At 72.4% G+C, this 23,745-nt stretch carries 21 protein-coding genes and 1 riboswitch; of the genes, 7 read left to right on the top strand and 14 right to left on the bottom strand.

Annotated features, from left to right (window positions below; genetic code table 11):
* Positions 1 to 179: 179 nt before the first annotated feature.
* Complete coding sequence (locus tag BN6_RS12570) at positions 180 to 554, top strand: LapA family protein (RefSeq protein WP_041312664.1); 375 nt, start codon at positions 180 to 182, stop codon at positions 552 to 554.
* A gap of 48 nt (positions 555 to 602) precedes the next feature.
* Here BN6_RS12570 and BN6_RS12565 read toward each other — a convergent pair whose 3' ends face one another.
* From BN6_RS12565 to cobN, 6 genes are all read right to left on the bottom strand, one after another.
* Positions 603 to 1,634: a LacI family DNA-binding transcriptional regulator gene (locus tag BN6_RS12565; RefSeq protein WP_015100015.1), complete on the bottom strand. Its 1,032-nt coding sequence runs from the start codon at positions 1,632 to 1,634 to the stop codon at positions 603 to 605.
* Entirely contained in the window at positions 1,631 to 3,004 is a 1,374-nt protein-coding gene (locus tag BN6_RS12560) for a GH1 family beta-glucosidase (RefSeq protein ID WP_015100014.1), read from the bottom strand. Before BN6_RS12560 ends, BN6_RS12565 begins: the two co-directional genes overlap by 4 nt.
* 101 nt (positions 3,005 to 3,105) lie before the next feature.
* Positions 3,106 to 3,909 carry a carbohydrate ABC transporter permease gene (locus BN6_RS12555; protein WP_051075536.1) on the bottom strand — a complete coding sequence of 268 codons (804 nt, stop codon included), beginning with the start codon at positions 3,907 to 3,909 and terminating at the stop codon, positions 3,106 to 3,108.
* Positions 3,906 to 4,838 carry a carbohydrate ABC transporter permease gene (locus tag BN6_RS12550; protein WP_051075535.1) on the bottom strand — a complete coding sequence of 311 codons (933 nt, stop codon included), beginning with the start codon at positions 4,836 to 4,838 and terminating at the stop codon, positions 3,906 to 3,908. Before BN6_RS12550 ends, BN6_RS12555 begins: the two co-directional genes overlap by 4 nt.
* A gap of 8 nt (positions 4,839 to 4,846) precedes the next feature.
* On the bottom strand, positions 4,847 to 6,115 hold the full coding sequence (locus tag BN6_RS12545) for an ABC transporter substrate-binding protein (protein ID WP_015100011.1): 1,269 nt from the start codon (positions 6,113 to 6,115) through the stop codon (positions 4,847 to 4,849).
* A gap of 321 nt (positions 6,116 to 6,436) precedes the next feature.
* The gene (gene cobN, locus BN6_RS12540) at positions 6,437 to 10,054 is read right to left on the bottom strand and encodes a cobaltochelatase subunit CobN (protein WP_015100010.1); all 3,618 of its coding nucleotides are present in this window, start codon (positions 10,052 to 10,054) and stop codon (positions 6,437 to 6,439) included.
* 36 nt (positions 10,055 to 10,090) lie between these two features.
* Positions 10,091 to 10,224, bottom strand: a riboswitch (cobalamin riboswitch).
* Positions 10,225 to 10,231: 7 nt separating this feature from the next.
* On the opposite strand from cobN, the gene BN6_RS12535 reads away from it, so the two are divergent.
* From BN6_RS12535 to BN6_RS12525, 3 genes are read left to right on the top strand one after another with little or no spacing between them, the layout of a single operon-like run.
* Positions 10,232 to 11,338, top strand: coding sequence for a hypothetical protein (locus BN6_RS12535; RefSeq protein WP_015100009.1), 1,107 nt, complete (start codon positions 10,232 to 10,234; stop codon positions 11,336 to 11,338).
* Positions 11,335 to 11,955: a precorrin-8X methylmutase gene (locus tag BN6_RS12530; protein ID WP_015100008.1), complete on the top strand. Its 621-nt coding sequence runs from the start codon at positions 11,335 to 11,337 to the stop codon at positions 11,953 to 11,955. The genes BN6_RS12535 and BN6_RS12530 overlap by 4 nt, the downstream gene beginning before the upstream one ends.
* Entirely contained in the window at positions 11,952 to 13,478 is a 1,527-nt protein-coding gene (locus BN6_RS12525; protein ID WP_015100007.1) for a precorrin-2 C(20)-methyltransferase, read from the top strand. Before BN6_RS12530 ends, BN6_RS12525 begins: the two co-directional genes overlap by 4 nt.
* Here BN6_RS12525 and BN6_RS12520 read toward each other — a convergent pair.
* The 4 genes from BN6_RS12520 to BN6_RS12505 form a co-directional block, all read right to left on the bottom strand.
* Positions 13,453 to 14,166, bottom strand: coding sequence for a cobalt-precorrin-6A reductase (locus tag BN6_RS12520; protein WP_041312661.1), 714 nt, complete (start codon positions 14,164 to 14,166; stop codon positions 13,453 to 13,455). The genes BN6_RS12525 and BN6_RS12520 overlap by 26 nt on opposite strands.
* Before the next feature lie 133 nt (positions 14,167 to 14,299).
* Positions 14,300 to 15,043, bottom strand: coding sequence for a precorrin-4 C(11)-methyltransferase (gene cobM, locus BN6_RS12515; RefSeq protein WP_015100005.1), 744 nt, complete (start codon positions 15,041 to 15,043; stop codon positions 14,300 to 14,302).
* Positions 15,040 to 16,344 carry a bifunctional cobalt-precorrin-7 (C(5))-methyltransferase/cobalt-precorrin-6B (C(15))-methyltransferase gene (locus tag BN6_RS12510; protein WP_015100004.1) on the bottom strand — a complete coding sequence of 435 codons (1,305 nt, stop codon included), beginning with the start codon at positions 16,342 to 16,344 and terminating at the stop codon, positions 15,040 to 15,042. Before BN6_RS12510 ends, cobM begins: the two co-directional genes overlap by 4 nt.
* Positions 16,341 to 16,733 (bottom strand): pyridoxamine 5'-phosphate oxidase family protein, encoded by a 393-nt coding sequence (locus BN6_RS12505; protein WP_015100003.1) that lies wholly within the window; start codon positions 16,731 to 16,733, stop codon positions 16,341 to 16,343. The genes BN6_RS12510 and BN6_RS12505 overlap by 4 nt, the downstream gene beginning before the upstream one ends.
* A 174-nt stretch (positions 16,734 to 16,907) precedes the next feature.
* Here BN6_RS12505 and srmL point away from each other — a divergent pair, with 174 nt between their 5' ends.
* Positions 16,908 to 17,936 (top strand): PheS-related mystery ligase SrmL, encoded by a 1,029-nt coding sequence (gene srmL, locus BN6_RS12500; RefSeq protein ID WP_015100002.1) that lies wholly within the window; start codon positions 16,908 to 16,910, stop codon positions 17,934 to 17,936.
* Here the strand turns inward: srmL and BN6_RS12495 are convergent.
* Both BN6_RS12495 and BN6_RS12490 read right to left on the bottom strand, forming a co-directional pair.
* Complete coding sequence (locus tag BN6_RS12495) at positions 17,930 to 18,358, bottom strand: TIGR03667 family PPOX class F420-dependent oxidoreductase (protein ID WP_015100001.1); 429 nt, start codon at positions 18,356 to 18,358, stop codon at positions 17,930 to 17,932. The genes srmL and BN6_RS12495 overlap by 7 nt on opposite strands.
* 56 nt (positions 18,359 to 18,414) lie before the next feature.
* The gene (locus BN6_RS12490) at positions 18,415 to 20,088 is read right to left on the bottom strand and encodes an aminotransferase class V-fold PLP-dependent enzyme (RefSeq protein ID WP_015100000.1); all 1,674 of its coding nucleotides are present in this window, start codon (positions 20,086 to 20,088) and stop codon (positions 18,415 to 18,417) included.
* Positions 20,089 to 20,219: 131 nt separating this feature from the next.
* Between BN6_RS12490 and trxA the strand changes: the two genes are divergently transcribed.
* Complete coding sequence (trxA, locus tag BN6_RS12485) at positions 20,220 to 20,582, top strand: thioredoxin (RefSeq protein WP_015099999.1); 363 nt, start codon at positions 20,220 to 20,222, stop codon at positions 20,580 to 20,582.
* A 79-nt stretch (positions 20,583 to 20,661) separates the two neighbouring features.
* Here the strand turns inward: trxA and BN6_RS12480 are convergent, their stop codons facing one another.
* A complete protein-coding gene (locus BN6_RS12480; protein WP_015099998.1) occupies positions 20,662 to 21,669 on the bottom strand; it encodes a sigma-70 family RNA polymerase sigma factor in 1,008 nt (335 codons plus the stop codon).
* A 72-nt stretch (positions 21,670 to 21,741) separates the two neighbouring features.
* Between BN6_RS12480 and BN6_RS12475 the strand changes: the two genes are divergently transcribed.
* On the top strand, positions 21,742 to 22,557 hold the full coding sequence (locus BN6_RS12475) for an alpha/beta fold hydrolase (protein ID WP_015099997.1): 816 nt from the start codon (positions 21,742 to 21,744) through the stop codon (positions 22,555 to 22,557).
* 425 nt (positions 22,558 to 22,982) lie between these two features.
* On the opposite strand, the gene BN6_RS12470 is transcribed toward BN6_RS12475, so the two are convergent.
* Complete coding sequence (locus BN6_RS12470; RefSeq protein WP_015099995.1) at positions 22,983 to 23,738, bottom strand: enoyl-CoA hydratase/isomerase family protein; 756 nt, start codon at positions 23,736 to 23,738, stop codon at positions 22,983 to 22,985.
* Positions 23,739 to 23,745 lie beyond the last annotated feature (7 nt).

Below are 23,745 nucleotides of genomic sequence, written 5' to 3'. Positions count from 1 at the left end.
AGCGGCGAGCGCCGCTCTTGCTCTTTCTCTGCTTTCCCACCCCCACCCCCACCCCACCCGCACCTGCCCGCCCCGCCTCGCAACCGCCCACCACTCCCCACCCCGCCCAACCACCCCACACCCAACATCCCCCCATCTGCCGAGTGGCACTTCAGCCCTCCGGGACCGATAATCACGGCGTGACCACTCCCCGTGACGAGGACCGCATCCGAGCGACTCCCGCCGCCCCGATCCCGGACGGTCCACCGCCCACGTCGATCGACCACACGCCGATCGACCACAAGCCGGCCACCACACCCCGCAAGGGCAAACCGCGTCCCACCAGGATCAGCGGCACCTGGGTGGCCGTCCTGGCGTCGATCGTCGTCCTGATCTTCCTGCTGGTCTTCATCCTGCAGAACCTGGACGACGCGACGATCCACTTCATCGGCCTGGCCAGCACCCTTCCGCTGGGCGTGGCCTTGCTCTTCTCCGCGATCGGCGGCGCCGTCACGGTTGCCCTGGTGGGCGCGGCCCGCATCCTCCAGCTACGCCGGCAGACCAAACGCGGCTGACCCCGCCCCACCTCAACCGCGCACACCCACGCACCCACCACAGCGCCGTCAAGCGCTGACCCGGGTGACCATCGACGTGGGCAGCAGCAGGAACGGCGGCAGGTTCTCCTCTCCCGCCAGTTCCGACATCAGTCGCCAGGTCATCGTCCGCCCCAGCCGTTCCACGTCCTGCCGCACGGTGGTCAACGGGGGCACCGCCGTCGACGCGATCATCAGGTCGTCGAAGCCCACCACGGCCACGTCCTCCGGCACCCGCTTGCCGCGCGCGTGCAGCACCTGCAACGCGCCCAGCGCCATGATGTCGGCCGCGACGAACACCGCGTCCAGCGACGGGTCCAGCTCCAGCAGCTCTTCCATCGCCGTCGCGCCGCTCTCCGGCGTGAAGTCCCCGTACGCCACCAGGTCGGCCGGAACCCGAGCCTGGCTCATCCCCCGCTTCCAGCCGGCGAGCCGGTCCATCCCGACCGCCATGTCCCGGGGGCCCGCGATGGTGCCGATCTTCTTCCGCCCCAGCCCGATCAGGTGTCGGGCCGCCTCCAACGCGCCGTTGAAGTTGTCGGAGTCCACATAGGGCACTCCCGCCGCGCCCAACGGCCGCCCGCCGACGACCGTCGGCAGGCCCGCGTCGGCGAGCACCCTCGGCAGCGGGTCCTGGCCGTGCAGGCTGATCACCAGGACGCCGTCGACGTGCCCGCCGCACAGGTAGTTGACCAGGTCCTGCTCGTCGCCCTCTTTGCTCATCATCAGCACGAGCTGCACCCGCCGCCCGGCCAGTTCCGCGTGGACCCCGCGCAGCACACCGGCGAAGAACGGGTCGGCGAGCACCCGGCTGCCCTGCTCGGACACCACCAGCGCGATGCAGTTGGCCCGGTTGCCCGCCAACGTCCGGGCCGCTTGGTTCGGCGAGTAGCCGAGGCGCGAGATCGCCTGGCTGACCGCCTCACGCGCCTTTGTGCTGACGTAAGGCTCACCGTTGATCACCCGGGACACTGTCGACTTGGACACCCCGGCGGCGCGGGCCACCTCTTCGAGGCGCGTTGTCGCGCGGCGTGGCCTGGGCTGGTCAACGGCGTCCGTCACGAGGCGGCCACCGCGGCTAGCGCGTTGCCCCGGGCAACCTGGGAGTACCACATGGCACTCATCTTAGGAGTCCGCACTTGGGTGTCGTAGTCGACATGCACGATCCCGAACCTCTTCGCGTATCCCTCGGCCCACTCGAAGTTGTCCATCAGCGACCAGGCGAAGTACCCGCGCAGGTCGACGCCCGCTTCGATGGCCGCGTGCGCCGCCCGCAGGTGCGATTCCAAGTACCGCAACCGCTCCGGGTCGTACACCTCGCCGTCCGCCGCCACCACGTCCCGGTAGGCAGCGCCGTTTTCCGTGACGTACAGCGGAATCGAGGGGTAGTCACGATTCACCCGCACCAGGACTTTCGTCAAGCCGGCCGGCTCGACCTCCCAACCCATGTCCGTGCGCGGCAGCCCCCGGCTGGGGAACGTCACGTGCTCCGCGCCGACCCATGGCGACCCCGGGACGGCCGGTCCCGCCGCCCCGCTCACGAAGTGCTCCGCGTAGTAGTTCACGCCGAGCTGGCCGAGCGGCGCCGAGACGATCTCCAGGTCACCGTCCTGGAGGTGGCCCGCGAACCCGTGCGGTTCCAGGTCCGCCACCACGTCCTCCGGGTACCGCCCGAGGAGCAACGGCTCCAGGAAGATCCGGTTCTGCAACCCGTCGAGCCGGCGCACCGCGTCCACGTCCGCCGGGCTCTCCGGGTCCGCCGCGATGATCGGGTACAGGTTCAGCGTGATCCCGACCTTCGCCCCCGCCGACGTTCCGCGGATCACCTCCGTCGCCAAGCCGTGCCCCAGCAACAGGTGGTGCACCGCCGCGACCGCCGCCTCCGGCTCCCGCCGCCCCGGTGCGTGCACCCCGGCCGCGTACCCCAGGAACGCCGAGCACCAGGGTTCGTTGACCGTGGTCCAGTTCTCCACCCGGTCACCCAACGCTCCCGCCACGGACTCCGCGAAGTCCGCGAACCGGTACGACGTCGCCCGCCCGGCCCAGCCGCCCCGCTCTTCCAGTGCTTGCGGCAGGTCCCAGTGGTACAGCGTCGGCCACGGCTGGATGCCGGCCTCCAACAGCCGGTCCACCAGCCGCGAGTAGAAGTCCAGCCCGGCCTGGTTCACCCGACCCCCGTCCGGCCGCACCCGGGGCCACGCCACCGAGAACCGGTATGCCTGCAACCCCAGGCCCGCCATCAGCCGGACGTCTTCGTCCACCCGCCGGTAGTGGTCCGCCGCCGGCTCCCCGGTGTGCCCGCCCACCACCGCTCCCGGCACCTCGCAGAACTCGTCCCAGATGGACTTCGTCCGCCCGTCCACCGCTGTCGCGCCTTCCACCTGGAACGCGGCTGTCGCCGCCCCCCACAGAAAACCCTTCGGAAACTCCACACCCCCACCCTCGCCCACACCAGCACCAGCACCAGCACCCGCACCCGCACCCGCACCCGCGACACCAGCACCCGACGACCCCACCGCAAGCGAATCCACAGCTACCCCTTCACAGCACCCTGCATGATCCCGGCGACGATCTGCCGCCCAAGTACGAGAAACACGACCAGCACCGGCACGGTGGCCAACGTGGTCCCGGCCAGCACCAGCGAGTTGTCGACGTAGTAACCGCTCTGGAGCTTCTCCAACGCCACCTGGACGGTCGGTTCGTCCGCGTCCAGCACGACCAGCGGCCAGAGGAAGTCGTTCCACGACATCATGAACGTGAACACCCCGAGCATCGCCGCCGCGGGCCGCACCGCCGGCACGCACACGTGCCAGAAGACCCTCAGCAGGTTGCACCCGTCCATCCGCGCGGCGTCGACCAGTTCGTCCGGCACCGCGTCCACGATGTACTGCCGCATCCAGAACACCCCGAACGCGGTCACCAGGTTCGGCACGATCACCGCGCCCAGCGTCCCCGCCCACCCGAATTCCGCCATCGCCAGGTACAGCGGGATGATCCCGAGCTGGGTCGGCACCGCCAGGCTCGCCACCACGAACACCATCAACGGCCCGCGCCCCCGGAACCGCAGCTTGGCGAACGCGAACCCCGCCAGCGTGGACAGCAGGACCACCGACACGGTCACCGTGCCGGACACGATCATGCTGTTGCCCAGAGCTTTCCAGAACGGGATGGTGTCGAGCACCCGGCTCGCGTTGGCGAGGAACCTCCCGCCCGGCACCAGCGGTGTGTCCCCGTCTTCGTTGCCGGCGACCACGAACGACCAGTAGAACGGGAACGCGGACCCCAGGACGAACGCGCCCAACAACCCGTACACCACAAACCCGGGACGCCGACTCACGACTCCCCCGTCCCGGCCAGCCGCCGCGTCACCAAGAAGTTCACCCCGGCGACCACGACCACCACCAAGAACAACACCCAGGCCAACGCCGCCGCGTACCCGAGGTCGAAACTCTCGAACGCCGTCTGGTACAGGTACAGCACCACCGTCTGGTACTGCCCCGTCGCGCCGCCGTTGCTGCTCCCCGCCGGCGCGAACAGCTTCGGCTCGGTGAAGACCTGCAACCCGCCGATCGTCGACGTGACGACCACGAAGATCAGCGTGGGCCGCAGCATCGGCAACGTGATCGACACGAACTGCCGCCACCTCCCCGCCCCGTCGACCACCGCGGCCTCGTAGACGTCACCTGGGATCGCCTGCATCGCGGCCAGCAGGATCAGCGCGTTGTACCCGGTCCACCGCCAGTCCACCATCGCCGCGATCGCGACGTGGCTCCACCACCTCGATGCCTGCCAGTCGATCCGCGACAGCCCGAACAACTCCAGAACGTCGTTGACCATCCCGTACTTCGGCCCGAACAGGTCCGCGAAGATGATCGTCAACGCCACCAGCGAGGCCACGTACGGCAGCAGCACCCCCATCCGCCACGCCGTGCGCCCGCGCAACGCGGTGTTCAACAAAGCAGCGACCCCCACCGCCACCACCACCTGCGGACCGCTCGACAACACGAAGATGCTCACCGTGTTGAGCAGCGCGTTCCAGAACCTCTCGTCTCCCACCAGGGCCGCGTAGTTGCCCAGCCCCACGAACGGCGTCGAGTCCGCGCCCAACTCCCAGTCGAACAGCGAGACATAGGCCGTGTACACCAACGGAAACAGCCCGACCAACCCAAAAAGCAGAAAATACGGCGCCACAAACAAGTACGGCGCGAACTCCCTCTCCCCACGCCTCCCCGCACGCCTCTCCCCACCACCACGCCCCCGCACCACTCCAGACGTCACTTCGCAGCCTTCTTGGCACCTTCGACCGCCTGCGCCCACCCTTCTTCAGCGGACTTGCCCTGCTCCACCGCCTGGAGCGCCGGCGCGATCACGTTGTCCTGGATCTCCCCGTCCTGCGGCCCCTTGTACTGCGCCGCGGCGACCTTCGACGCCTGCTCCGCGAACAGCGCGCCGACCTTCTGCCCGCCGAAGTACTCACTGGTCTTCTCCAGCAACCGGGGTGAGGCCAGGGCCGCCGACTGGCTCGGGAACGTCCCCTTGGCCACGAACGCCTTGATCTGCTGCTCCGGCGCGGTCAACCAGGCCGCCAGCGCCGCCGCTTCCTCGGCGTGCTCGGACTGCCGAGGCACGGTCAGGTACGAGCCGCCCCAGTTGCCGCCGCCGCCCGGGAACGCCGCCGTCACCGCCCACTTGCCCGCGTGCTCGGGCCCGGCGTTGCCCTCGATCACGCCCAGCATCCACGACGGGCACGTCTTGGTGGCGAAGGCCGACTGCCTGAACCCGTCCTGCCACTCCTTGCTCCACGCCACGAGCCTCGCGGACTGCCCGCGCGCCACCGCGCCGGTGACCTGGTCCCAGATCTTCCGGTCGTCGTTCGACTCGATGGCGAGCTTGTCGTCCCGGTCGAAGAAGCCCGTCTCCGCCTGGTTGTGCATGGGGTTGAAGATCTGCGCCGCCGCGTCGAACCACGGCTTGCCGACCGCCGCCACGTAACGGTCTCCCGCCGCGAAGTACGAGTCCCAGGTGGCGAACATCTGCCGCACGCCCTCGGGATCGGTGGGCAGACCCGCCGCACCCAGGAGATCCGTCCGGTAGCACATCGCCAGCGGCCCGATGTCGGTGCCGTAGCCGATCAGCTTGCCCTCCTTCGTCGTGACGGCGTCGACCTTCCACTTCAGCCACCGGTCGGTGGCGACGTCGCCCGGCCCGATCTCCCGAAGGTCGTGGAACTTCCCCGACTTCGCCATGACCTGGCTGAGGAAGCCCTCCTCGACCGCCTCCACGTCCGCCGCCCCCGATCCGGTGGCGAGCTTGGTGATCAGGTTCTGGTGGTGCGGCGCGGCCTGACCGGTCTTGCGGTGGGTGATCTCGATGTTCGGGTGCGCGGCCTCGTACTCCTCGAACAGCCCCTCGTAGCCGAACTCGTTGAACGTCGCGACGGTCAGCTCCGTCCGACCGCCCGAGCCGCCACCGCCCGTACCGCACGCCGCGAGCGCTGCGGCTCCGGCCAGGGTCGCGGCCAGGACTGCTCGACGTTGACGCACGAGGACTCCTCACATGATCGGCGGCATTCTGGGAGCGCTCCCAGGCCCGCCGAAGTGTGGTGCGCGCCACGCTCTCCTGTCAAGAAGTCCGCCACACCAACCACACAAGAAGACGAAAGCTCGAAAACACCCGCAAACAACCACAGCCCCGGCGAAAAGATCCACCGGGGCCGTGCCGCGAACAGCCTAGCTCTCGCTCTACCTCGTCATCTACCGCGTCTACCGCGCCTCTACCACCACACCGCTCACCACCAACGCCCCGAACCACCTACAAGGCCCACACCCGCAACGCTCACACCCACAGCGCCAACGCTCGCAGCGCTAACGCCCGTCCTCCAGATCACCTTCCGTCTGGAGGTACACCGCCCGCAACGCTTCCAGGGTCTCCGCCTCCGGGTGCTCCCACAGACCGCGGTCCGCCGCCTCCAGCAGCCGCTCTGAGATCCCGTGCAACGCCCAGGGGTTCGACTCGGTGAGGAACTTCTGGTTCTCCGGGTCCAGCACGTAGCTCGCCGCCAACTGCTCGTACATCCAGTCCGCGACCACACCCGTCGTCGCGTCGTAGCCGAACAGGTAGTCGACCGTCGCCGCCAGCTCGAACGCGCCCTTGTACCCGTGCTTGCGCATCGCCGCGAGCCAGCGCGGGTTCACCACGCGGGCGCGGAAGATCCGGTTCGTCTCCTCGTGCAACGTCCGCGTCCGCACCGCGTCGGGCCGCGTGCTGTCGCCGACGTACGCCGCCGGGGCCTTGCCCGTCAACGCCCGCACCGTCGCGATCATCCCGCCGTGGTACTGGAAGTAGTCGTCCGAGTCCGCGATGTCGTGCTCGCGGGTGTCGATGTTCTTCGCCGCCACGGCGATCCGCCGGTACGCGCTCTCCATGTCGATCCGCGCCTCGACGCCGTCCAGCTCGCGCCCGTACGCGTACCCGCCCCACACCGCGTAGACCTCGGCCAGGTCCGCGTCATCGCGCCAGTTCCGGCTGTCGATCAACGGCAGCAGCCCGGCCCCGTACGCCCCCGGCTTCGATCCGAAGATCCGCAGCGTCGCCCGCCGCCGGTCCCCGTGCTCGGCCAGTTCCGCTTCCGCGTGCGCCCGCACGAAGTTGTCCGACGCCGCCTCGTCCAACCCGGCCACGAGCTGCACCGCGTCGTCCAACAACGCCACCACGTGCGGGAAGGCGTCCCGGAAGAAGCCGGAGATCCGCACCGTGACGTCGATGCGCGGCCGGTCCAACTCCTCCAGCGGCACGACTTCCAGTCCGGTCACCCGGCGCGACTGGTCGTCCCACACCGGCCGGACACCCATCAGCGCCAGCACTTCCGCGATGTCGTCACCCGAGGTGCGCATCGCCGACGTGCCCCACACCGACAACCCGACCGACGCGGGCCACTCGCCGTTGTCCGCGCGGTAGCGCTCCAGCAGCGAGTCGGCCATCGCCTGCCCGGTCTCCCAGGCCAGCTTCGACGGCACGGCCTTCGGGTCCACCGAGTAGAAGTTGCGGCCGGTCGGCAGCACGTTCACCAGGCCCCGCAACGGGGATCCGCTCGGCCCGGCCGGCACGTACCCGCCGTTCAACGCGTGCAGCACGTGCGTCATCTCGTCGGTCGTGCGGGCCAGCCGCGGCACGACCTCCAGCGCACCGAACTCCAGGATCCGCACCACGTCCTCGGACTCGTCCAGCGTCCGCGCGACCGCCGGGTCCCAGTCCGCGTCTTCCATCGCCTGCACGAGTTCCCGCGCCCGCGCCTCCACGGCGTCCGTCGACGCGCGCGTGGTGTCCTTGAGCCCCAACGCTTCCCGCAACCCGGGCAGCGCGGCCACCTGGCCGGCCCACATCTGCTTGGCCTGCAGGATCGACAGCACCAGGTTGACCCGGGTGTCACCGGTCGGGGCCTGGCCCAGGACGTGCAGGCCGTCGCGGATCTGGACGTCCTTGATCTCGCACAGCCAGCCGTCCACGTGCAGGATCAGCTCGTCGAACTCGGCGTCGTGCGGCCGGTCGTCCAGGCCCAGGTCGTGGTCCAGCTTCGCGGCCTGGATCAGGGTCCAGATCTGCGCGCGGATCGCGGGCAGCTTGGCCGGGTCCATCGCGGCGATGTTGCCGTGCTCGTCGAGCAGCTGCTCCAGGCGCGCGATGTCGCCGTAGCTGTCCGCGCGGGCCATCGGCGGCACCAGGTGGTCGACCAGGGTGGCGTGCGCGCGGCGCTTGGCCTGCGTGCCCTCGCCCGGGTCGTTGACCAGGAACGGGTAGATCAGCGGCAGGTCGCCCAGCGCCGCGTCCGGGCCGCAGCCGGCGGACATGCCGACCGTCTTGCCGGGCAGCCACTCCAGGTTGCCGTGCTTGCCGACGTGCACCACGGCGTCCGCGCCGAACTCGGCCTCCAGCCACCGGTAGGCGGCCAGGTAGTGGTGGCTGGGCGGCAGGTCCGGGTCGTGGTAGATGGCGATCGGGTTCTCGCCGAACCCGCGCGGCGGCTGCACCATCACCACCACGTTGCCCGATCGCAGGCCGGCCAGCACGATCTCGCCCTCGCGGTCCTTCGACCGGTCCACGAACAGCTCGCCGGGCGCTTGGCCCCAGTGCCGTTCCATGTCCTCGCGGGTGTCCTCGGGCAGCGTCGCGTACCACTCGCGGTAGCGCGCGGCGGGCAGCCGCACCGGGTTGCCCTGGAGCTGCTCCTCGGTCAGCCAGTCGACGTCCTGGCCGCCGGCCGCGATGAGCGCGTGGATCAGCGCGTCACCGTCCAGCTCGGCCACGCCCGGCAGCTCGTCGCCGATGTCGTAACCGTTGTCCCGCAACGCCGCCAGCAGCCGGACCGCGCTGGCCGGGGTGTCCAGGCCGACCGCGTTGCCGATCCGCGAGTGCTTGGTCGGGTAGGCCGACAGCATGATCACGACCTTGCGGTCGGCCGGCGGGATGTGCCGCAGCCTCCCGTGCCGCACCGCGATCCCGGCCACGCGCAGCGCCCGCTCCGGGTCTGCCACGTACACGGTCAGGCCGTCCTCGTCGATCTCCTTGAAGGAGAACGGGACGGTGATGATCCGGCCGTCGAACTCGGGGATCGCCACCTGGGTCGCGGTGTCCAAAGGGGACAGACCGTCGTCGTTCCCGTCCCACGCCGCACGGCTGCTGGTCAGGCAGAGCCCTTGCAGGATCGGGATGTCCAGCTCGGCCAGCGCGCCCACGTCCCACGCGTCGTCGTCGCCACCGGCCGACGCGGTCGCGGGCTTCGTCCCGCCCGCCGCCAGCACCGTGACGACCAGCGCGTCGGCCTTGCGCAGCTCCGCCAGCAACGCCGGCTCCGCCGTGCGCAAGGACGCGCAGTACACCGGCAGCGCCCGGCCGCCCTTTTCCTCGATCGCGTCGCACAGCGCGTGCACGAACGCCGTGTTCCCGGCCACGTGGTGCGCCCGGTAGTACAACACCGCCACCACCGGCCTCGCACGGCCCGTCTCAACCGACTCAGCCGACTCGACAGGCCCAACCGACTCGACCGACCCCGCCGGCTCGGGCCGCTCCAGCACGCCCCAGTTCGGCGCCGCCTCGGGCGGGTTGAAGCCGAACCCGGTCAGCAGGACCGTGTCGGACAGGAACTTGTGCAGCTCGGCGAGGTTCACCGGGCCGCCGTGGGCCAGGTAGGCGTGCGCCTCGGCGCAGACGCCGCCGGGCACGGTGGACAGCTCCATCAGCGGCGCGTCCGGGTTCTGCTCACCGCCCAGCACCACCACCGGGCGGGGGCCGGCGAGCAGCCGGTCCAGGCCCTCTTCCCACATCCGCCGCCCGCCCAGGATGCGCACCACCACCAGGTCGACGCCCTCCAGCAGGGCGGGCAGGTCGTCGGCGGTCAGCCGGGCGGGGTTGCCCAGTCGGTAGTCCGCACCGCTCGAACGGGCGGACAGCAGGTCCGTGTCAGAGGTCGACAGCAGCAGGATCACGTGCGGGCTCCATCCCTCGGGGGTCCTCGCCCCAGGTCGTAGGGGACGGCGGGCGGAGTTCCTGACTCCCGGGCTCGCGCCCGGTCACAGTGGCGGGACCGCGCCGGATTCACACCGGCTTCCTCCTGTTGCTTCGCCGTTCGGAAGTCACCCTAACGGGCGGTTAGCATCCAGCCCATGCCCCAGGACCGTGAACGCCCCGACGCCTGCCCCGGCGCGGTCGACGTGCACCGGGCCGCGGACGGCGGGCTGGCGCGGGTCAGGGTGCCCGGCGGCACGCTGACCGCCGACCGGTTCGACGTCGTCCGGCAGGCCGCGCTGGACCTGGGCGACGGCACGATCGAACTCACGTCACGGGCGAACGTGCAGATCAGGGGCCTGACACCGGGTGCGGAGCACGAGCTGGGCGCACGTCTGCGCGAGGCCGGCCTGCTGCCCTCGCCGACCCACGAGCGGATGCGCAACATCATCGCCGCGCCGCTGGAGGACAACCAGGACCTGGTGGACGCCGTGGACGCCGCGCTGTGCCGGGTCCCCGCACTGGCCTACCTGCCCGGACGCTTCCTGGTCACGATCGGTGAGGCGGTCAGCGGCCTGGGCGGCGACATCGGCCTGGTGGGTGACGCGCTGTTCCTGGCCGGCCAGGATTCGGGACTGCGCGTGACCGACCCGGTCGCCGCCGTGGTCGCCGCCGCCGAGGAGTTCCAGGCGATCCGCGACACCGCGTGGCGTTTGTCCGAAGTGGACGACGGTGTGCGGAAGATCACCGCCTCCCTGAGCACCACCACCCCCGCCCTGGCCACTTCGAGCCCCAGAACCCTTACCGCGACTGTGATCCCGGTCGCACCCGGCCCAACCTCACCCGGCCCAGTCGCACCCGGCCCAGCTTCCACCGGCCCAGCTTCCACCGGTCCGGCCTCAGCCTCCCCACCCCCGGCGGACCGCCTCGTGGCGGGCGTGCCGCTGGGCCGGTTGGACGCACGGCTGCTGGCCGGCACGCCGGTCCGGATCACGCCGTGGCGCAGCGTCGTGGTGCCCGCCGGCACTGACACGTCGGGGCTGTTCACCGACCCCGCGTCGCCGTGGCGCGGGGTGACCGCGTGCACCGGCCGGCCGGGCTGCGCGAAGTCGCTGACCGACGTGCGCGCCGACGCGGCCCGCTGGATCGGCACCCCGCACCGGGGCCAGGTGCACTGGTCGGGCTGCGCCCGGCGGTGCGGCCGGCCCGCGGGCGACGTGGTGGAGTTCGTCGCGACCGGCGACGGGTACGAGGAGATCAGGTGACCAGCTACATCAAGGACGGCGCGGAGATCTACCGGCGGTCGTTCGCCACCATCCGCGCCGAGACCGACCTGTCGGGCCTGCCGACGGACGTCGCGCGGGTCGCGGTGCGGATGATCCACGCGTGCGGCATGGTCGACCTGGTCGACGACATCGGCTACTCCCCCGGGGTCGTCTCCGCCGCCCGGGAGGCGTTGCTGGCCGGCGCGCCGGTGCTGTGCGACGCGCAGATGGTCGCGTCCGGCGTGACCCGGCGCAGGCTGCCCGCCGACAACGAGGTGCTGTGCCTGCTCGGCGACCCGAGGGTGCCCGCGCTGGCCGAGGAGCTGGGCAACACCCGCAGCGCCGCCGCGCTGGAGCTGTGGGGCGAACGGCTCGGCGGCGCGGTGGTCGCCATCGGCAACGCCCCGACCGCCCTGTTCCACCTGCTCGACCTGGTCGCCGCGGGCGCGCCCCGGCCGGCCGCCGTGCTGGGCATCCCGGTCGGGTTCATCGGGGCCGCCGAGTCCAAGCAGGCGCTCGCCGAGAGCGGGCTGGAGCACCTGGTCGTGCGCGGTCGGCGCGGCGGCAGCGCCATGACCGCGGCGGCCGTCAACGCGATCGCGAGCGAGGACGAATGACCGGCAGGCTGTACGGCGTCGGGGTCGGCCCCGGCGACCCGGAACTGGTGACCGTGAAGGCGGCCCGGCTGATCGGCGCGGCCGACGTCGTGGTGTTCCACAGCGCCCGGCACGGCCGCAGCGTCGCGCGCCGGATCGCCGAGCCGTACCTGCGCGGCGACCAGGTCGAGGAGCAGCTGGTCTACCCGGTGACGACCGAGGACTCCGACGACTACCAGGGCGAGATCGACGCGTTCTACGCCGAGTGCGCCGCGCGGCTGGCCGCGCACCTCGACGCCGGGCGGACCGTCGTGGTGCTGGCCGCCGGCGACCCGTTCTTCTACGGCTCGTACATGCACCTGCACAAGCGACTGGCCGACAAGTACCCGGCCGAGGTGGTCCCCGGTGTCACGTCGGTCAGCGCCGGTTCGGCGGTGATCGGCCGCCCGCTCGTCGAACGCGACGAGGTGCTGACCGTCCTGCCCGGCACGCTGCCGGTGGACGCGCTGGCCGGGCACCTCGCGGCGGGCGACCCGGTGGCGATCATGAAGCTGGGCCGGACGTTCCCGCGCGTGCGGGAGGCGCTGGAGCGGTCCGGGCGGCTGGCCGAGGCCTGGTACGTCGAACGCGCCACGACCGGCCGGCAGCGCACCGCGCCGCTCGCCGAGGTCGACGCCGACGACGTTCCCTACTTCTCCCTGGCCCTGCTCCCCAGCAAAGCCACTCCCCCCACCACCCCCGACACCGGCAGCCACGCCGCTCCCGACGCCACCCCCCACACCCACACCGCATCCGACCCCGCCCGAGCGACGGGTCAGGTCGTCGTGGTCGGGTTGGGTCCGGCGGGGCCGGAGTGGCTCACGCCCGAGGCCCGGCAGGCGTTGGCCGAGGCCGAGGACCTGGTCGGGTACGTCACCTACCTGGACCGGGTGGCCGACGAGCCGGGGCAGCGCAAGCACGCGTCGGACAACAAGGTCGAGTCCGAGCGGGCCGCGTTCGCGCTCGACCTGGCCCGGCGCGGCCGGAAGGTCGCGGTGGTGTCCTCCGGCGACCCCGGCGTGTTCGCGATGGCCAGCGCGGTGCTGGAGGTGGCGGCCGAGGAGCAGTTCGCGGACGTCCCGGTGCGGGTGCTGCCCGGACTCACCGCCGCGCACGCCGTGGCCAGCCGGGCCGGTGCGCCGCTGGGCCACGACTACTGCGTGCTCTCGCTGTCCGACCGGCTCAAGCCGTGGGAGGTCATCGCCGAACGGCTGGAGGCCGCCGCGAAGGCCGATCTCGTGCTGGCGATCTACAACCCGGCGTCGCGCAGCCGGCGGTGGCAGGTCGAGTCGGCCCGCGACCTGCTGCTGCGGCACCGCTCGCCGGACACGCCCGTGGTGGTCGGCCGGGACGTCGGCGGCCCCGAGGAGACCGTCCGCGTGGTGCGGCTGGCCGACCTCGACCCGGAGACGATCGACATGCGGTGCCTGCTGATCGTCGGGTCCTCGCAGACCCTGCGCACCGGGCGGGGCGCGGTGTTCACGCCCCGGCGCTACCCGTCGTGAGCCACGCCAGCGCCGCGTCCACCCCCGACACGGTGGGCGCGGCGGGCGCGGGCGGGCGGCGGACCAGCACCACGGGCAGCCCGAGGGTGCGTGCGGCGTCCAGCTTGGCCGACGTCATGTCGCCGCCGCTGTCCTTGGTGACCAGCACTTCCACGCCGTAGCGGCGCATCAGGGCCAGCTCACCGTCCACTGTGTACGGTCCTCGGTCCAGCACGACCTCCAGCGCGGTGCCGCCGGCGGGCGGGTCGACGGTCCGCGCCACGCCGGCGGTGAACGCGTCCAGCCCGTCGCGCCCGGTGGTCACGAACGCCCGCCGCGCGCCGACCACCGCCGCCGCCTCGGCGATCGAGCCGACCCACGTCCAGCGGTCGCCGGGGCGCTCGGTCCAGCCCGGTCGGCGCAGCACCAGGAACGGCACGCCGGCCGCGCGGGTCGCGGCGAGCGCGTTGGCCGTGATCCGGTCGGCGAACGGGTGCGTGGCGTCGACCACGGCGTCCACCCGCTCGGCCCGCAGGTAGGCGACCAGCCCGGCCACCCCGCCGAACCCGCCGACCCGCACCTCCCCCGCCGGCAGCCGGGGCGAGGCGACCCGCCCGGCCAACGACGACACCACCCGGAACCCCGACACCGCGCGCCGCGCCAGCTCCCGCGCCTCGCCCGTCCCGCCGAGCACCAACACCGTCTTCACCTCACCACCGCCCGCCCCACGCCCACCCCGCCCAACGGCAGGCTGCTCCACGCCGAGCCACGCCCCCGGACTCCCCACGCCGGCAGGCCACGCCTGGGCGCGCCCGGCGCCGTAGTCCGGCAGGTCGGCAGCGTCACGGGCGGCATCGGGCCGTCGAGTACAGGTGGCTGTCGAGGAAGCCTTCCGCGGCCAGCACCTCGCCGACGATGATCACCGCCGTGCGCTTGATCCCGGCGTCGGCCACTTGGCCTGCGATGGTGGCGAGCGTGCCGCGCAGCACGAGTTCGTCGGCCCGGCTCGCGTACGCCACGACCGCCGCCGGGCACCGCGGCCCGTAGTTCGGCAGCAGCTCGGCGACCACCTCCGCGATCCGCTGCACCGCCAGGTGCAGCACGACCGTGGCCCGCGACTTCCCGAGCACCGCCAGGTCCTCACCCGGCGGCATCGGGGTGGCGCGCGCGGAGGTGCGGGTCAGGATCACCGTCTGGCCGACGCCGGGCACGGTCAGCTCGCGCTTGAGCGACGCCGCCGCCGCCGCGAACGCCGGCACCCCGGGCGTCACGTCGTACGGGATGCCCAGCGCGTCCAGCCGCCGCATCTGCTCGGCCATCGCGCTGTACACCGACGGGTCGCCCGAGTGCAGGCGCGCCACGTCCAGGCCGGCCTCGTGCGCCGTCGCCAGTTCGGCGGTGATCCGGTCCAGGTCGAGGTTCGCGGTGTCGACCAGCCGGGCGTCCGGCGGGCAGTGCCCGAGCACCTCGGTGGGCACCAGCGCCCCCGCGTACAGGCACACCGGGGACAATTCCAGCAGCCGCACCGCGCGCACCGTGAGCAGGTCGGCCGCACCGGGCCCGGCGCCGATGAAGTGGACGGTCACGCGCTCTCCTTCGTCACGGCCCAGATGGTCACGGGCATCTGCGGTCGCCACCCGGTGAAGCCGCCCACGGGCGTGTCCCGGCTGACCGACAGCCTGGTCAGCGACCCGCCCGCGGCCGCGTGCCACCGCGCGAGCACGACCTCGGACTCCAGCGTGACGGCGTTGGCGACCAGCCGCCCGCCGGGCCGCAACGCCGCCAAGCACCGCTCCACGACGCCCGGCGCGGTCAGCCCGCCACCGATGAACACCGCGTCCGGCCGCTCGAAGTCCTGCGGCAGGTCCAGCGCCGCCGGGCTCTCCCCCAGCACGACCCGCACGCCCGGCACGCCCAGCGCGGCGGCGTTGCGGGCGATCCGCTCGGCGCGCACCGGATCCCGTTCGACGGCGATCGCCCGGCACGCCGGGTGCGCCCGGGACCACTCGACGGCGATGCTGCCCGAGCCCGCGCCGACGTCCCACAGCACCTGGCCGGGACGGGGCGCGAGCAGCGCCAGGGTCACCGCGCGCACCTCGCGCTTGGTGAGCTGCCCGTCGTGCTCGTAGGCGTCGTCCGGCAGACCTGGGACCAGCGAGAACCCGCCCTCGGCGCACTCGACGGCGAGCACGTTGAGCGGGTCGGCGGCGGTCACGTCGTGGTGGATCCGCTCGGCCGGCCCGCCCAGCTGCTCCAGCACGGTGATCCGGGCGTCGCCGACCAGCGCGGCCACCTCGGTCGGGTCGCCGCCCAGCACCAGGACCCGCCGGCCGGGGTGCAGGTGCGGCACCAGCAGCGCGGCGGGCTTGCCGACCAGGCTGACGACGTCCACCGCGTCCAGCGCCCAGCCCAGCCGCGCGCACGCCAACGACGCCGACGACGGCTGCGGCAGGACGCGCACCGCGTCCGCGCCGAGCAACCGCACCAGCGTGGTGCCGATGCCGTGGAACATCGGATCGCCACTGGCCAGCACGCACACCCGCCGCCCCCGGTGCGCCTGCATCAGCCCCGGCAACGCGGGCACCAACGGCGACGGCCACACCACCCGCTCCGCCCCACCCTCCCGTACACCGCCGACACCCAGCGCACCCTCCCGCGACTCGCGCTCCCACGACTCACCGAACCGCGCCTCACCCTCCCGCGCCTCGCCCTCCCGCGACTCACCGATCCGCGCCTCACCCTCCCGCGACTCGCCGGGCGAGCCGGCCGGGATCAGGTCGAGTTGGCGGGTGCTGCCCATCAGGACCTCGGCGGAGGCGATCGCGTGGCGCGACGCGGGCGGCAGGCCCTCCCAGCCGTCCGCGCCGATGCCGACGACGGTGATCACACCGTGCCCAGCACGCGGGTCACCGCGATCTCGATCACGACCCGTTCGGGGTTGGGGCGGGGCTCCCGGTAGCGCTGCGCGTACCGGCGCACGGCGTCCGCGACCTCCTCGGCCGACTGCCGCACGACCGCGCGGCCCTCCAGCGTCGACCAGCGCGCACCGTCCACTTGGCACACCGCGACCAGCGCGCCCCGCTCGCCCGCCGCGAGCACGTTGCGCACCTTGCGGGAGCCTCGGGAGCAGATGATCCGGGCGGTCGCCGTCGGGATGTCGAACGTGACGCCGACCGGCACCACGTGCGGCGTGCCGTTCGGTCGGGAGGTGGTCAGCGTGCAGAGGTGGTACTCCGTCCAGAACGTCCGGAAGTCCTCGCCCTTGGTCGACAACATGGGTGCATCATGCGGCACGACCGCGCTAGGGTGGAAAACGTGACGCGCCGATTTAGCCGCCCCTGGCCGGGAGACCCGGCCATTCGGGGCGTGCGCTAGGCGCGGTCCCGGTGGCGGACCGGCTCCAGGGGGACACCCGACGAGCCGACCCGCCTCCCGAAGGGACCACCCGCGATGCCTCGCGACCTCACCGACCCCGCGCAGGGGCCGCACGCCGTGCAGCTCGTCCTGGCCGAGATCCTCGCCGCCGCACCGGCTTCGGCCGAGCCGCGCGTGATCCGGCACCACCCGGACGTCAGCGTCGAGGACAACTACACCAACCTCGGCTACCCGCCGGACGCCATCACCCGTGACGCCCGTTACACCCGCTACACCACCGAAGGGCGGATGCTGCGCAGCCACACGTCCGCGATGATCCCGCCCGCGCTGCGCGAACTGGGCACCCAGGAGTGGGACGACGTGCTGCTGGCGTGCGTCGGCATGGTGTACCGGCGGGACGCGGTCGACCGGGTGCACTCGGGCACGCCGCACCAGCTCGACCTGTGGCGGATCTCCCGCCACCGGGCCGATCTGGACGAGCTGATCGATGCCGTGGTCACCGCCGCCGTGCCGGGTGCGCGGTACCGCACGACACCGGCCGAGCACCCGTACACCGAGCAGGGCAGGCAGGTCGACGTGCTGGTCGACGGCGAGTGGCTGGAGGTCGCCGAGTGCGGCCTGGCCGCGCGGCACGTGCTGCGCCGCGCGTGGCTGCCCGACGACGTGCACGGCCTCGCGCTGGGCGTCGGCCTGGACCGGTTGTTGATGCTGCGCAAGGGGATCCCGGACATCCGGCTGCTGTCGTCCGACGATCCGCGGGTGGTGGCGCAGCTGCGGGACCTCACGCCGTACCGGGCGGTGTCGAAGCACCCGCCGATCTCGCGGGACGTGTCGGTCGCGGTGCGGCCGGAGCAGGACGCGGAGACCATCGGCGACACCGTGCGCGCCACCGTGGGCGACCTCGTGGAGGAGGTGGTGGTGCTGGACGAGACCCCGGTCGACGCCCTGCCGCCGGCCGCCGTCGCCCGGCTCGGCGCGCGGTCCGGGCAGAAGAACGTGTTGCTGCGCCTGGTGTTGCGGCACCCGACCCGGACGCTCACCGACGCGGAGGCCAACGCGGCCCGCGACGCCGTGTACGCCGCGGTCCACGAAGGTGCTCAGTGACCGCGCAGACGCTCCGGGTGGAAGACCAGGGGCACGCTGTACAGCTCGGAGAACGTCTCGTGCGTGCCGAACGAGTCGGTGGACAGCTTGCCGTACTTGGCGGTGAACGCCTCGTGCAGGTGCGCCGGCGCGATGCCGTCCTCGCGGGTGAGCGAGCCGGTCAGCACCAGGACGTCCCTGCCGAGGCCCTCGTCGTTGAGGTTGACCGACGTGCGCGGGTTGGCCTTGAGCCGGTCCAGCCGCTTCGCGTCGGGCTTGCTGTAGAAGAGGATCGCGTCGTCCTCCCAGAGGAACCACACCGGTGCGGGCTGCGGCGTGCCCGCCCGGTCGACCGACGTGACCCAGGCGATCATGTCCTCGCGCAGCCTGCGGGCGACTCGGGCGCCGAACTCCGTCGAGGGGTCGGGCAGAGCGAACGTCATGCTGTCATCTCCAGTCGTCGGGTGATCAACTCGTCCCAACGCCGTGGCGCACGCCACTATTCCTGTTCACCGCTCGCCTCCTCCGCCCCGCTTGGCGGGCCTTCGGGCACCGGCTCTTCCGGTACCGGACGGGGACGGATCTCGTTGAGGTAGTTGTAGATCGTGAACCTGGTGACGCCGAGGACCCCGGCCAGGTGGTCGACCGAGTCGCGGACCTGGAACAGCCCGGCGTCGTCCAGGTACCGGACCACCTGGGCCTTGTGCGACTTCCGCATCAGGGAGACCGGGACCCCGGTGTCGGCGACGGCCCGTTCGACCAGCATCCGGCGGTAGGTGCCCACGTCCGGCGGGAACGCGCGGGCACCCACCCCGGCTTCGGTGCCGCGCCAGGGTTCGGCCTCGACCCGCTCGGCCACCTCGCCGCCACCCTCAACCCCACCACCCCCAACCGGGCCACCCCCGACCGGGCCATCCCCAACCGGGCCAACGCCGGTCCGGCCGGCCGCGACCGGACCGACTCCGGGCGAGCGGCTCGGGTCAGTCGGCGTGGCGGCGGACCGTGCGGCAGTCGATCGTGCGGCAGTCGATCGTGCGGCAGTCGATCGTGCGGCGGCGGACGGTGTCGGGTGGAGGTGGCGGAGGGTGTCGGCGAGCAGGGCGACGGTGTCGGGCGTGGTCGAGGCGTGGGGTGCGAGGCGGACGTGTTCGGGGCGGGTGGTCGCGGTCACGCCCGCCCTGGCGAGTGCCGCGCCGACCGCCGACGCCGGCACGTGCGGCAGCGTGAACGCCACGATCCCGGCGCGCCGGGCCTGCTCCGACACCACCGTCCCGCCCGCCGCGCGCACCACGTCGGCCAGTTCGTCGGCGAGTTCGACGATCCTCGTGCCGAGCGCCTGGACTCCCGCCAGTTCGACCAGTTCCAGCGCCGTCGCCAGGGCCCCGGCCGCGACCGGGCTCAGGTGGGTCACCGACCAGGCCGCCGCGCCGGCGGCTCGTGGCCGCAGCGAGTTGTTGAACAATCCGACGTTCACCGCGCCGGTCCAGCCGGAGAGCGTCGGTTCCAGCCGTTCCAGCGCGCGGTCGGACAGCGCGACGAACCCGGTCGACCACCCGGCCCGCAGCCACTTCTGACCGCCGACCACCACCACGTCGGCCACCGACCACGGCTCGTCCACCACGCCGAAGCCCTGGATGCCGTCCACGACGAGCAGCCGGTCGCCCAGCACGTCCCGCAACGCCGCGAGGTCGGCCCGGTAGCCGGTCCGGAAGTCCACCGCGCTCACCGACACCGCCGTCACCTCCGGCGTGAGCGCCGCCCGCACCACCTCCGGCGTCACCGGCCCGGCGGGCAACCACCGCACCCGCGCCCGCCCGCTGCGGACCCACGGGTAGGTGTTCGCCGGGAACTCGGCCCGCGCCACCAGCACCTCACCGACCAGCCCGGATGCCGCCTGGAACAACCCGGTGCTGGTGTTGGGCACCAGCGCCACCCGGTCCGCCGGGACCTGCGCCGGGACCTGCGCCGCGCCCGCTCCGACCAGCCGGGCCACCGCCGACCGCGCCCGCAGGTCCTGGCGCATCAGGTCGTCCACGGTGGACGGCCCGGCCTGCGAGGACCGCTCCAACAGCCGCGTCGTCTCCGCCACCACCGCGTGCACGGGCGGCCCGTAGCGCGCGAAATCCAGATAGCCGACCGGTTCGCGACACTCGACCAGGTAACTCTCCGGCACCCACACGACACCCGAAGCTACAACTGCTGGTTGACCCCTTCAACGCCTGGTTGAATGGAATTCGCCAGGTGTCAGGTTCGTTGGACCGGGTAACCGGGGCGGCAACGCCCACGCTAGAGCGAGGAGAACCTATGGCCACGGTGGAGCTGACCACGGAGAACTTCGACGAGGTGGTCGGCGGATCCGACATGGTTCTGGTCGACTTCTGGGCGGCCTGGTGCGGTCCCTGCCGCCAGTTCGCACCGACCTACGAGAAGACGGCCGAGAAGCACCCGGACATCGTGTTCGGCAAGGTCGACACCGAGGACCAGCAGCAACTCGCGGCGGCCTTCGAGATCCGCTCGATCCCGACCCTGATGATCGTGCGCGACGGCGTCGTGCTCTACGCCCAGCCCGGCGCGCTGCCGGAGTCGGCGCTGGAGGACTTGATCGACCAGGCGCGCAAGGTCGACATGGAGGAAGTGCGCAAGCAGGTGGCCGACCAGCAGGCCTGACCAGCGGCTCACGGAGGGGGCGGAGCGATCCGTCCCCTCTCGCACGTCCAGCCCCCGCCCTTCCCCGCGCGAACGAACCTCAGGGCAGGGCCACCGGCAGCCCGAACCGCCGGAAGTGCTCCCCGCCCTGGAACGACGTCACCCCGGCGATCAGCCCGTCGTGCAGGGTCAGCACGTTCACCGACCACGCCGCGTGCACGCCGGCCGCGTCGTCCCACAGGTAGCAGGCCACGGCCGGCTGGGCGTTCGCGCTGGTCGTCAGGTGCCGCCACGACCCGCACCGGAACGGCACGGCCGCCACGAAGTCCATCACCGCCGACCGCCCCGCGTACCAGGCGGACAGCGGCGGCATGGACCAGGTCACGTCCTCGGTGAGCAGCGCGACCATGGTGTCCGCGTCGCCGCGTTCCAGCGCCTCGGCGAACCCCGACACGACCTCCCGCAGCCGGGCGTCGTCGATCATCCGCAAGGTCTGCTGCTGGGAGGCCGCCGGCACCTTCTCCGCGACGATCCGCCGCGCCCGCGCCAACGCCGAGTTCACCGACGTGGTGGACGTGTTCATGATCCCGGCGATCTCGGCGACCGAGAACCCCAGCACCTCGAACAGCACCAGCGCGGCCCGCTGGTTGCCGGGCAGGTGCTGGAGGGCGGCGACGAACGCGAGTTCCACGGCCTCCCGCTGCTCGTACCGCGCGCCCGGCCCGCTCAGCCCGGCGTCCGGGTAGGGCCCGAGCCACGCCACGTCGGTCAGCGCCACGTCGCCGACCACGGCCCGCTCGCTCGACGGTCCGAGGTCGATCGGCAGCGCCCGCCGGCCGCGGTACTCGACAACGTCCAGGCACGTCCGGGTGGCCACGGTGTACAGCCACGACCTGAGCGAGCTGCGCCCCTCGAACCGGGCCAGCCCGCGCCACGCGCGCAGCAGGGCGTCCTGCAGGGCGTCGTCGGCGTCGTGCGCCGAGCCCAGCATCCGGTAGCAGTGCGCGTGCAGCTCACGGCGCAGCGGCTCCACCAGACGGGTGAACGCGGCGTCGTCGCCCGCGCGCGCCTGGTCCAGTTCCGCTCCAGTGGAAAAAACTTCGCTCACGAGCGACGATTCTGCCCCGCGCCGGGAGTCACCTACCTCCGAACGGGCGAAAACCACAGTTGGAGGACCCCCATGACCACCGCCATCGCCGACTCGCTCCGGGTCGACCACGCGTCCCTGCACTACGAACTGCGCGGCAGCGGCCCGCTGGTGGTGCTGGTCGGCGCGCCGATGGACGCGCGGGCGTTCGAGCCGCTGGCCGACCTGCTGGCCACCGACCACACCGTGCTCACCACCGACCCGCGCGGCATCAACCGCAGCCCGGTGGACGACCGCGGGCTCGACTCGACCCCGGAGCTGCGCGCCGACGACCTGTACCGGCTGATCCGGCACGTCGACGCCGGCCCGGCCGCGGTGCTGGGCTCCAGCGGCGGCGCGGTCAGCGTGCTGGCGCTGGTGCAGGCGCACCCGGAGGTCGTGCACACCGCGATCGCCCACGAGCCGCCGCTCAACGAGCTGCTCGACGACCGCGCGGAGCTGCGCGCGAAGACCGACGAGATCATCGCCATCCACCAGACGGGCGACCCGGTGGCCGCGTTCCGCAAGTTCCTGGAGGTGGCGAACATCTTCCTGCCCGACGAGGTGGTCGAGCACATGCTGGGCGGCGAGCGGCCCGCGCAGGACGTGGCCGACGACGAGTACCAGCACAACCGGATGCTGCGCCCGACCACCCGCTGGGTGCCCGACCTCGACGTCCTGCGCGCGACCCCGACCCGGCTGCTGATCGGTCTGGGCGAGGAGTCGACCGGTCAGCTGTGCGAGCGCACGTCCCGCGCGCTGACCGCGGCACTGGGCACCGAGCCGACGCTGTTCCCCGGCGGCCACATCGGTTTCGCCGAGGACGCGGTGGCGTTCGAGCCCCGGCTGCGCGAGGTGCTCAAGGGCTGACCACGGGGTGCGAGGGGAGCCGCCGGCGGCAGGTGGGTCCACCCGTCCTCTGCTTCCGGCGTCACGGCGGTGCCGTGCCGGTGAAACCCGGTGCGGCCTGCTCTCAACTACGGGTAGGCCGGCGGCTCCTCGCTCCGTGGACTACCCGAAAATACCCGGATCTACCGCGGCTCGTCTCCACTTCGGAGCATCATCCCGATCAATTCAGGCAGGACGGCGGTGACAACCGCCGAGCGGGTGACACCGGCTGTCGTCGAGCCGGCCACGTCACGCCTCCTCCGCCGGTCGGAACTCGGCTCTCGTCCGCCACGTACGGCAGCCCCGTAGCCAGCACCGTGGCCAGCCCCGTGCCGGCCTCGTCGGGCGTCAGCGACGGGCCGGCCACGGCCTTCACCCTGATCACGCCCGGAACGCCGGCCGCGCGCTCAGAACCTCGGCGAACGCTTTTGCATGAACGCCGCGACGCCTTCCGCGTACTCGGCGCTGTGCACGGCCTCGTCGTACAGCGCACGTACCGCGTCGTCGTCTTCGTGCTGCCCGTCGGTGATCCGTTCCACGATCGTCTTCGCCCCGCGCACGCTCACCCCCGCCCGTGACGCGATCACCTCGGACAGTTCCTTGACCCGGGCGTCCACGTCCGCGTGCACCTCGTTGACCAGTCCGATCCGCAGGGCCGTCGCCGAGTCGAGGATCTCGCCGGAGAACAGGATCTGCTTGGCCCACGCGGGCCCGACGACGTCGACCAGCCGCTTGGTGGACCGCAGGTCGTAGACGATCCCGAGCTTCGCGGGCGTGATGCCGAACCGGGCGCCGTCCGAGGCGATCCGCAGGTCGCACGCCAGCGCGATCTCGCACCCGCCGCCGATGCAGAACCCGGTGATCGCGGCGATGGTCGGCTTGCCGAGCGTGGCGATCGCGCGCTCCCCGCCGTGCACCGCCTCGTGGTAGCGGGCCGCGCCGTCCGCGCCGCTGCGCAACGTCGAGAACTCGCTGATGTCCGCGCCCGCCGAGAAGTGCTCGCCGCCCCGGATCACCAGCACCCGCACGTCGGCCGCGTCCTGGACCCGGGCCAGCAACCCCGGCAACGACGACCACATGTCGTAGCTCAGGGCGTTGCGCTTGGCGGGCCGGTCGATGGTCAACGTGGCCACCGGGCCGGACAGGTCCAGTCTCAGCGTCATCCCTGGA

Origin of the sequence: Saccharothrix espanaensis DSM 44229 (assembly GCF_000328705.1) — a bacterium.
Lineage (GTDB): Bacteria > Actinomycetota > Actinomycetes > Mycobacteriales > Pseudonocardiaceae > Actinosynnema > Actinosynnema espanaense.
Note: the sequence above shows the minus strand (reverse complement) of the source record. Positions and strands in the feature narration are given on the sequence as shown.

Bases quoted from the DNA above. Each gene is read 5' to 3' on its own strand.
- BN6_RS12535 (WP_015100009.1), top strand. From the start codon at position 10,232: ATGCCCCAGGACCGTGAACGCCCCGACGCCTGCCCCGGCGCGGTCGAC.
- BN6_RS12525 (WP_015100007.1), top strand. From the start codon at position 11,952: ATGACCGGCAGGCTGTACGGCGTCGGGGTCGGCCCCGGCGACCCGGAA.
- BN6_RS12505 (WP_015100003.1), bottom strand. From the start codon at position 16,733: ATGTTGTCGACCAAGGGCGAGGACTTCCGGACGTTCTGGACGGAGTAC.
- srmL (WP_015100002.1), top strand. From the start codon at position 16,908: ATGCCTCGCGACCTCACCGACCCCGCGCAGGGGCCGCACGCCGTGCAG.
- BN6_RS12495 (WP_015100001.1), bottom strand. From the start codon at position 18,358: ATGACGTTCGCTCTGCCCGACCCCTCGACGGAGTTCGGCGCCCGAGTC.
- trxA (WP_015099999.1), top strand. From the start codon at position 20,220: ATGGCCACGGTGGAGCTGACCACGGAGAACTTCGACGAGGTGGTCGGC.
- BN6_RS12475 (WP_015099997.1), top strand. From the start codon at position 21,742: ATGACCACCGCCATCGCCGACTCGCTCCGGGTCGACCACGCGTCCCTG.
- BN6_RS12470 (WP_015099995.1), bottom strand. From the start codon at position 23,738: ATGACGCTGAGACTGGACCTGTCCGGCCCGGTGGCCACGTTGACCATC.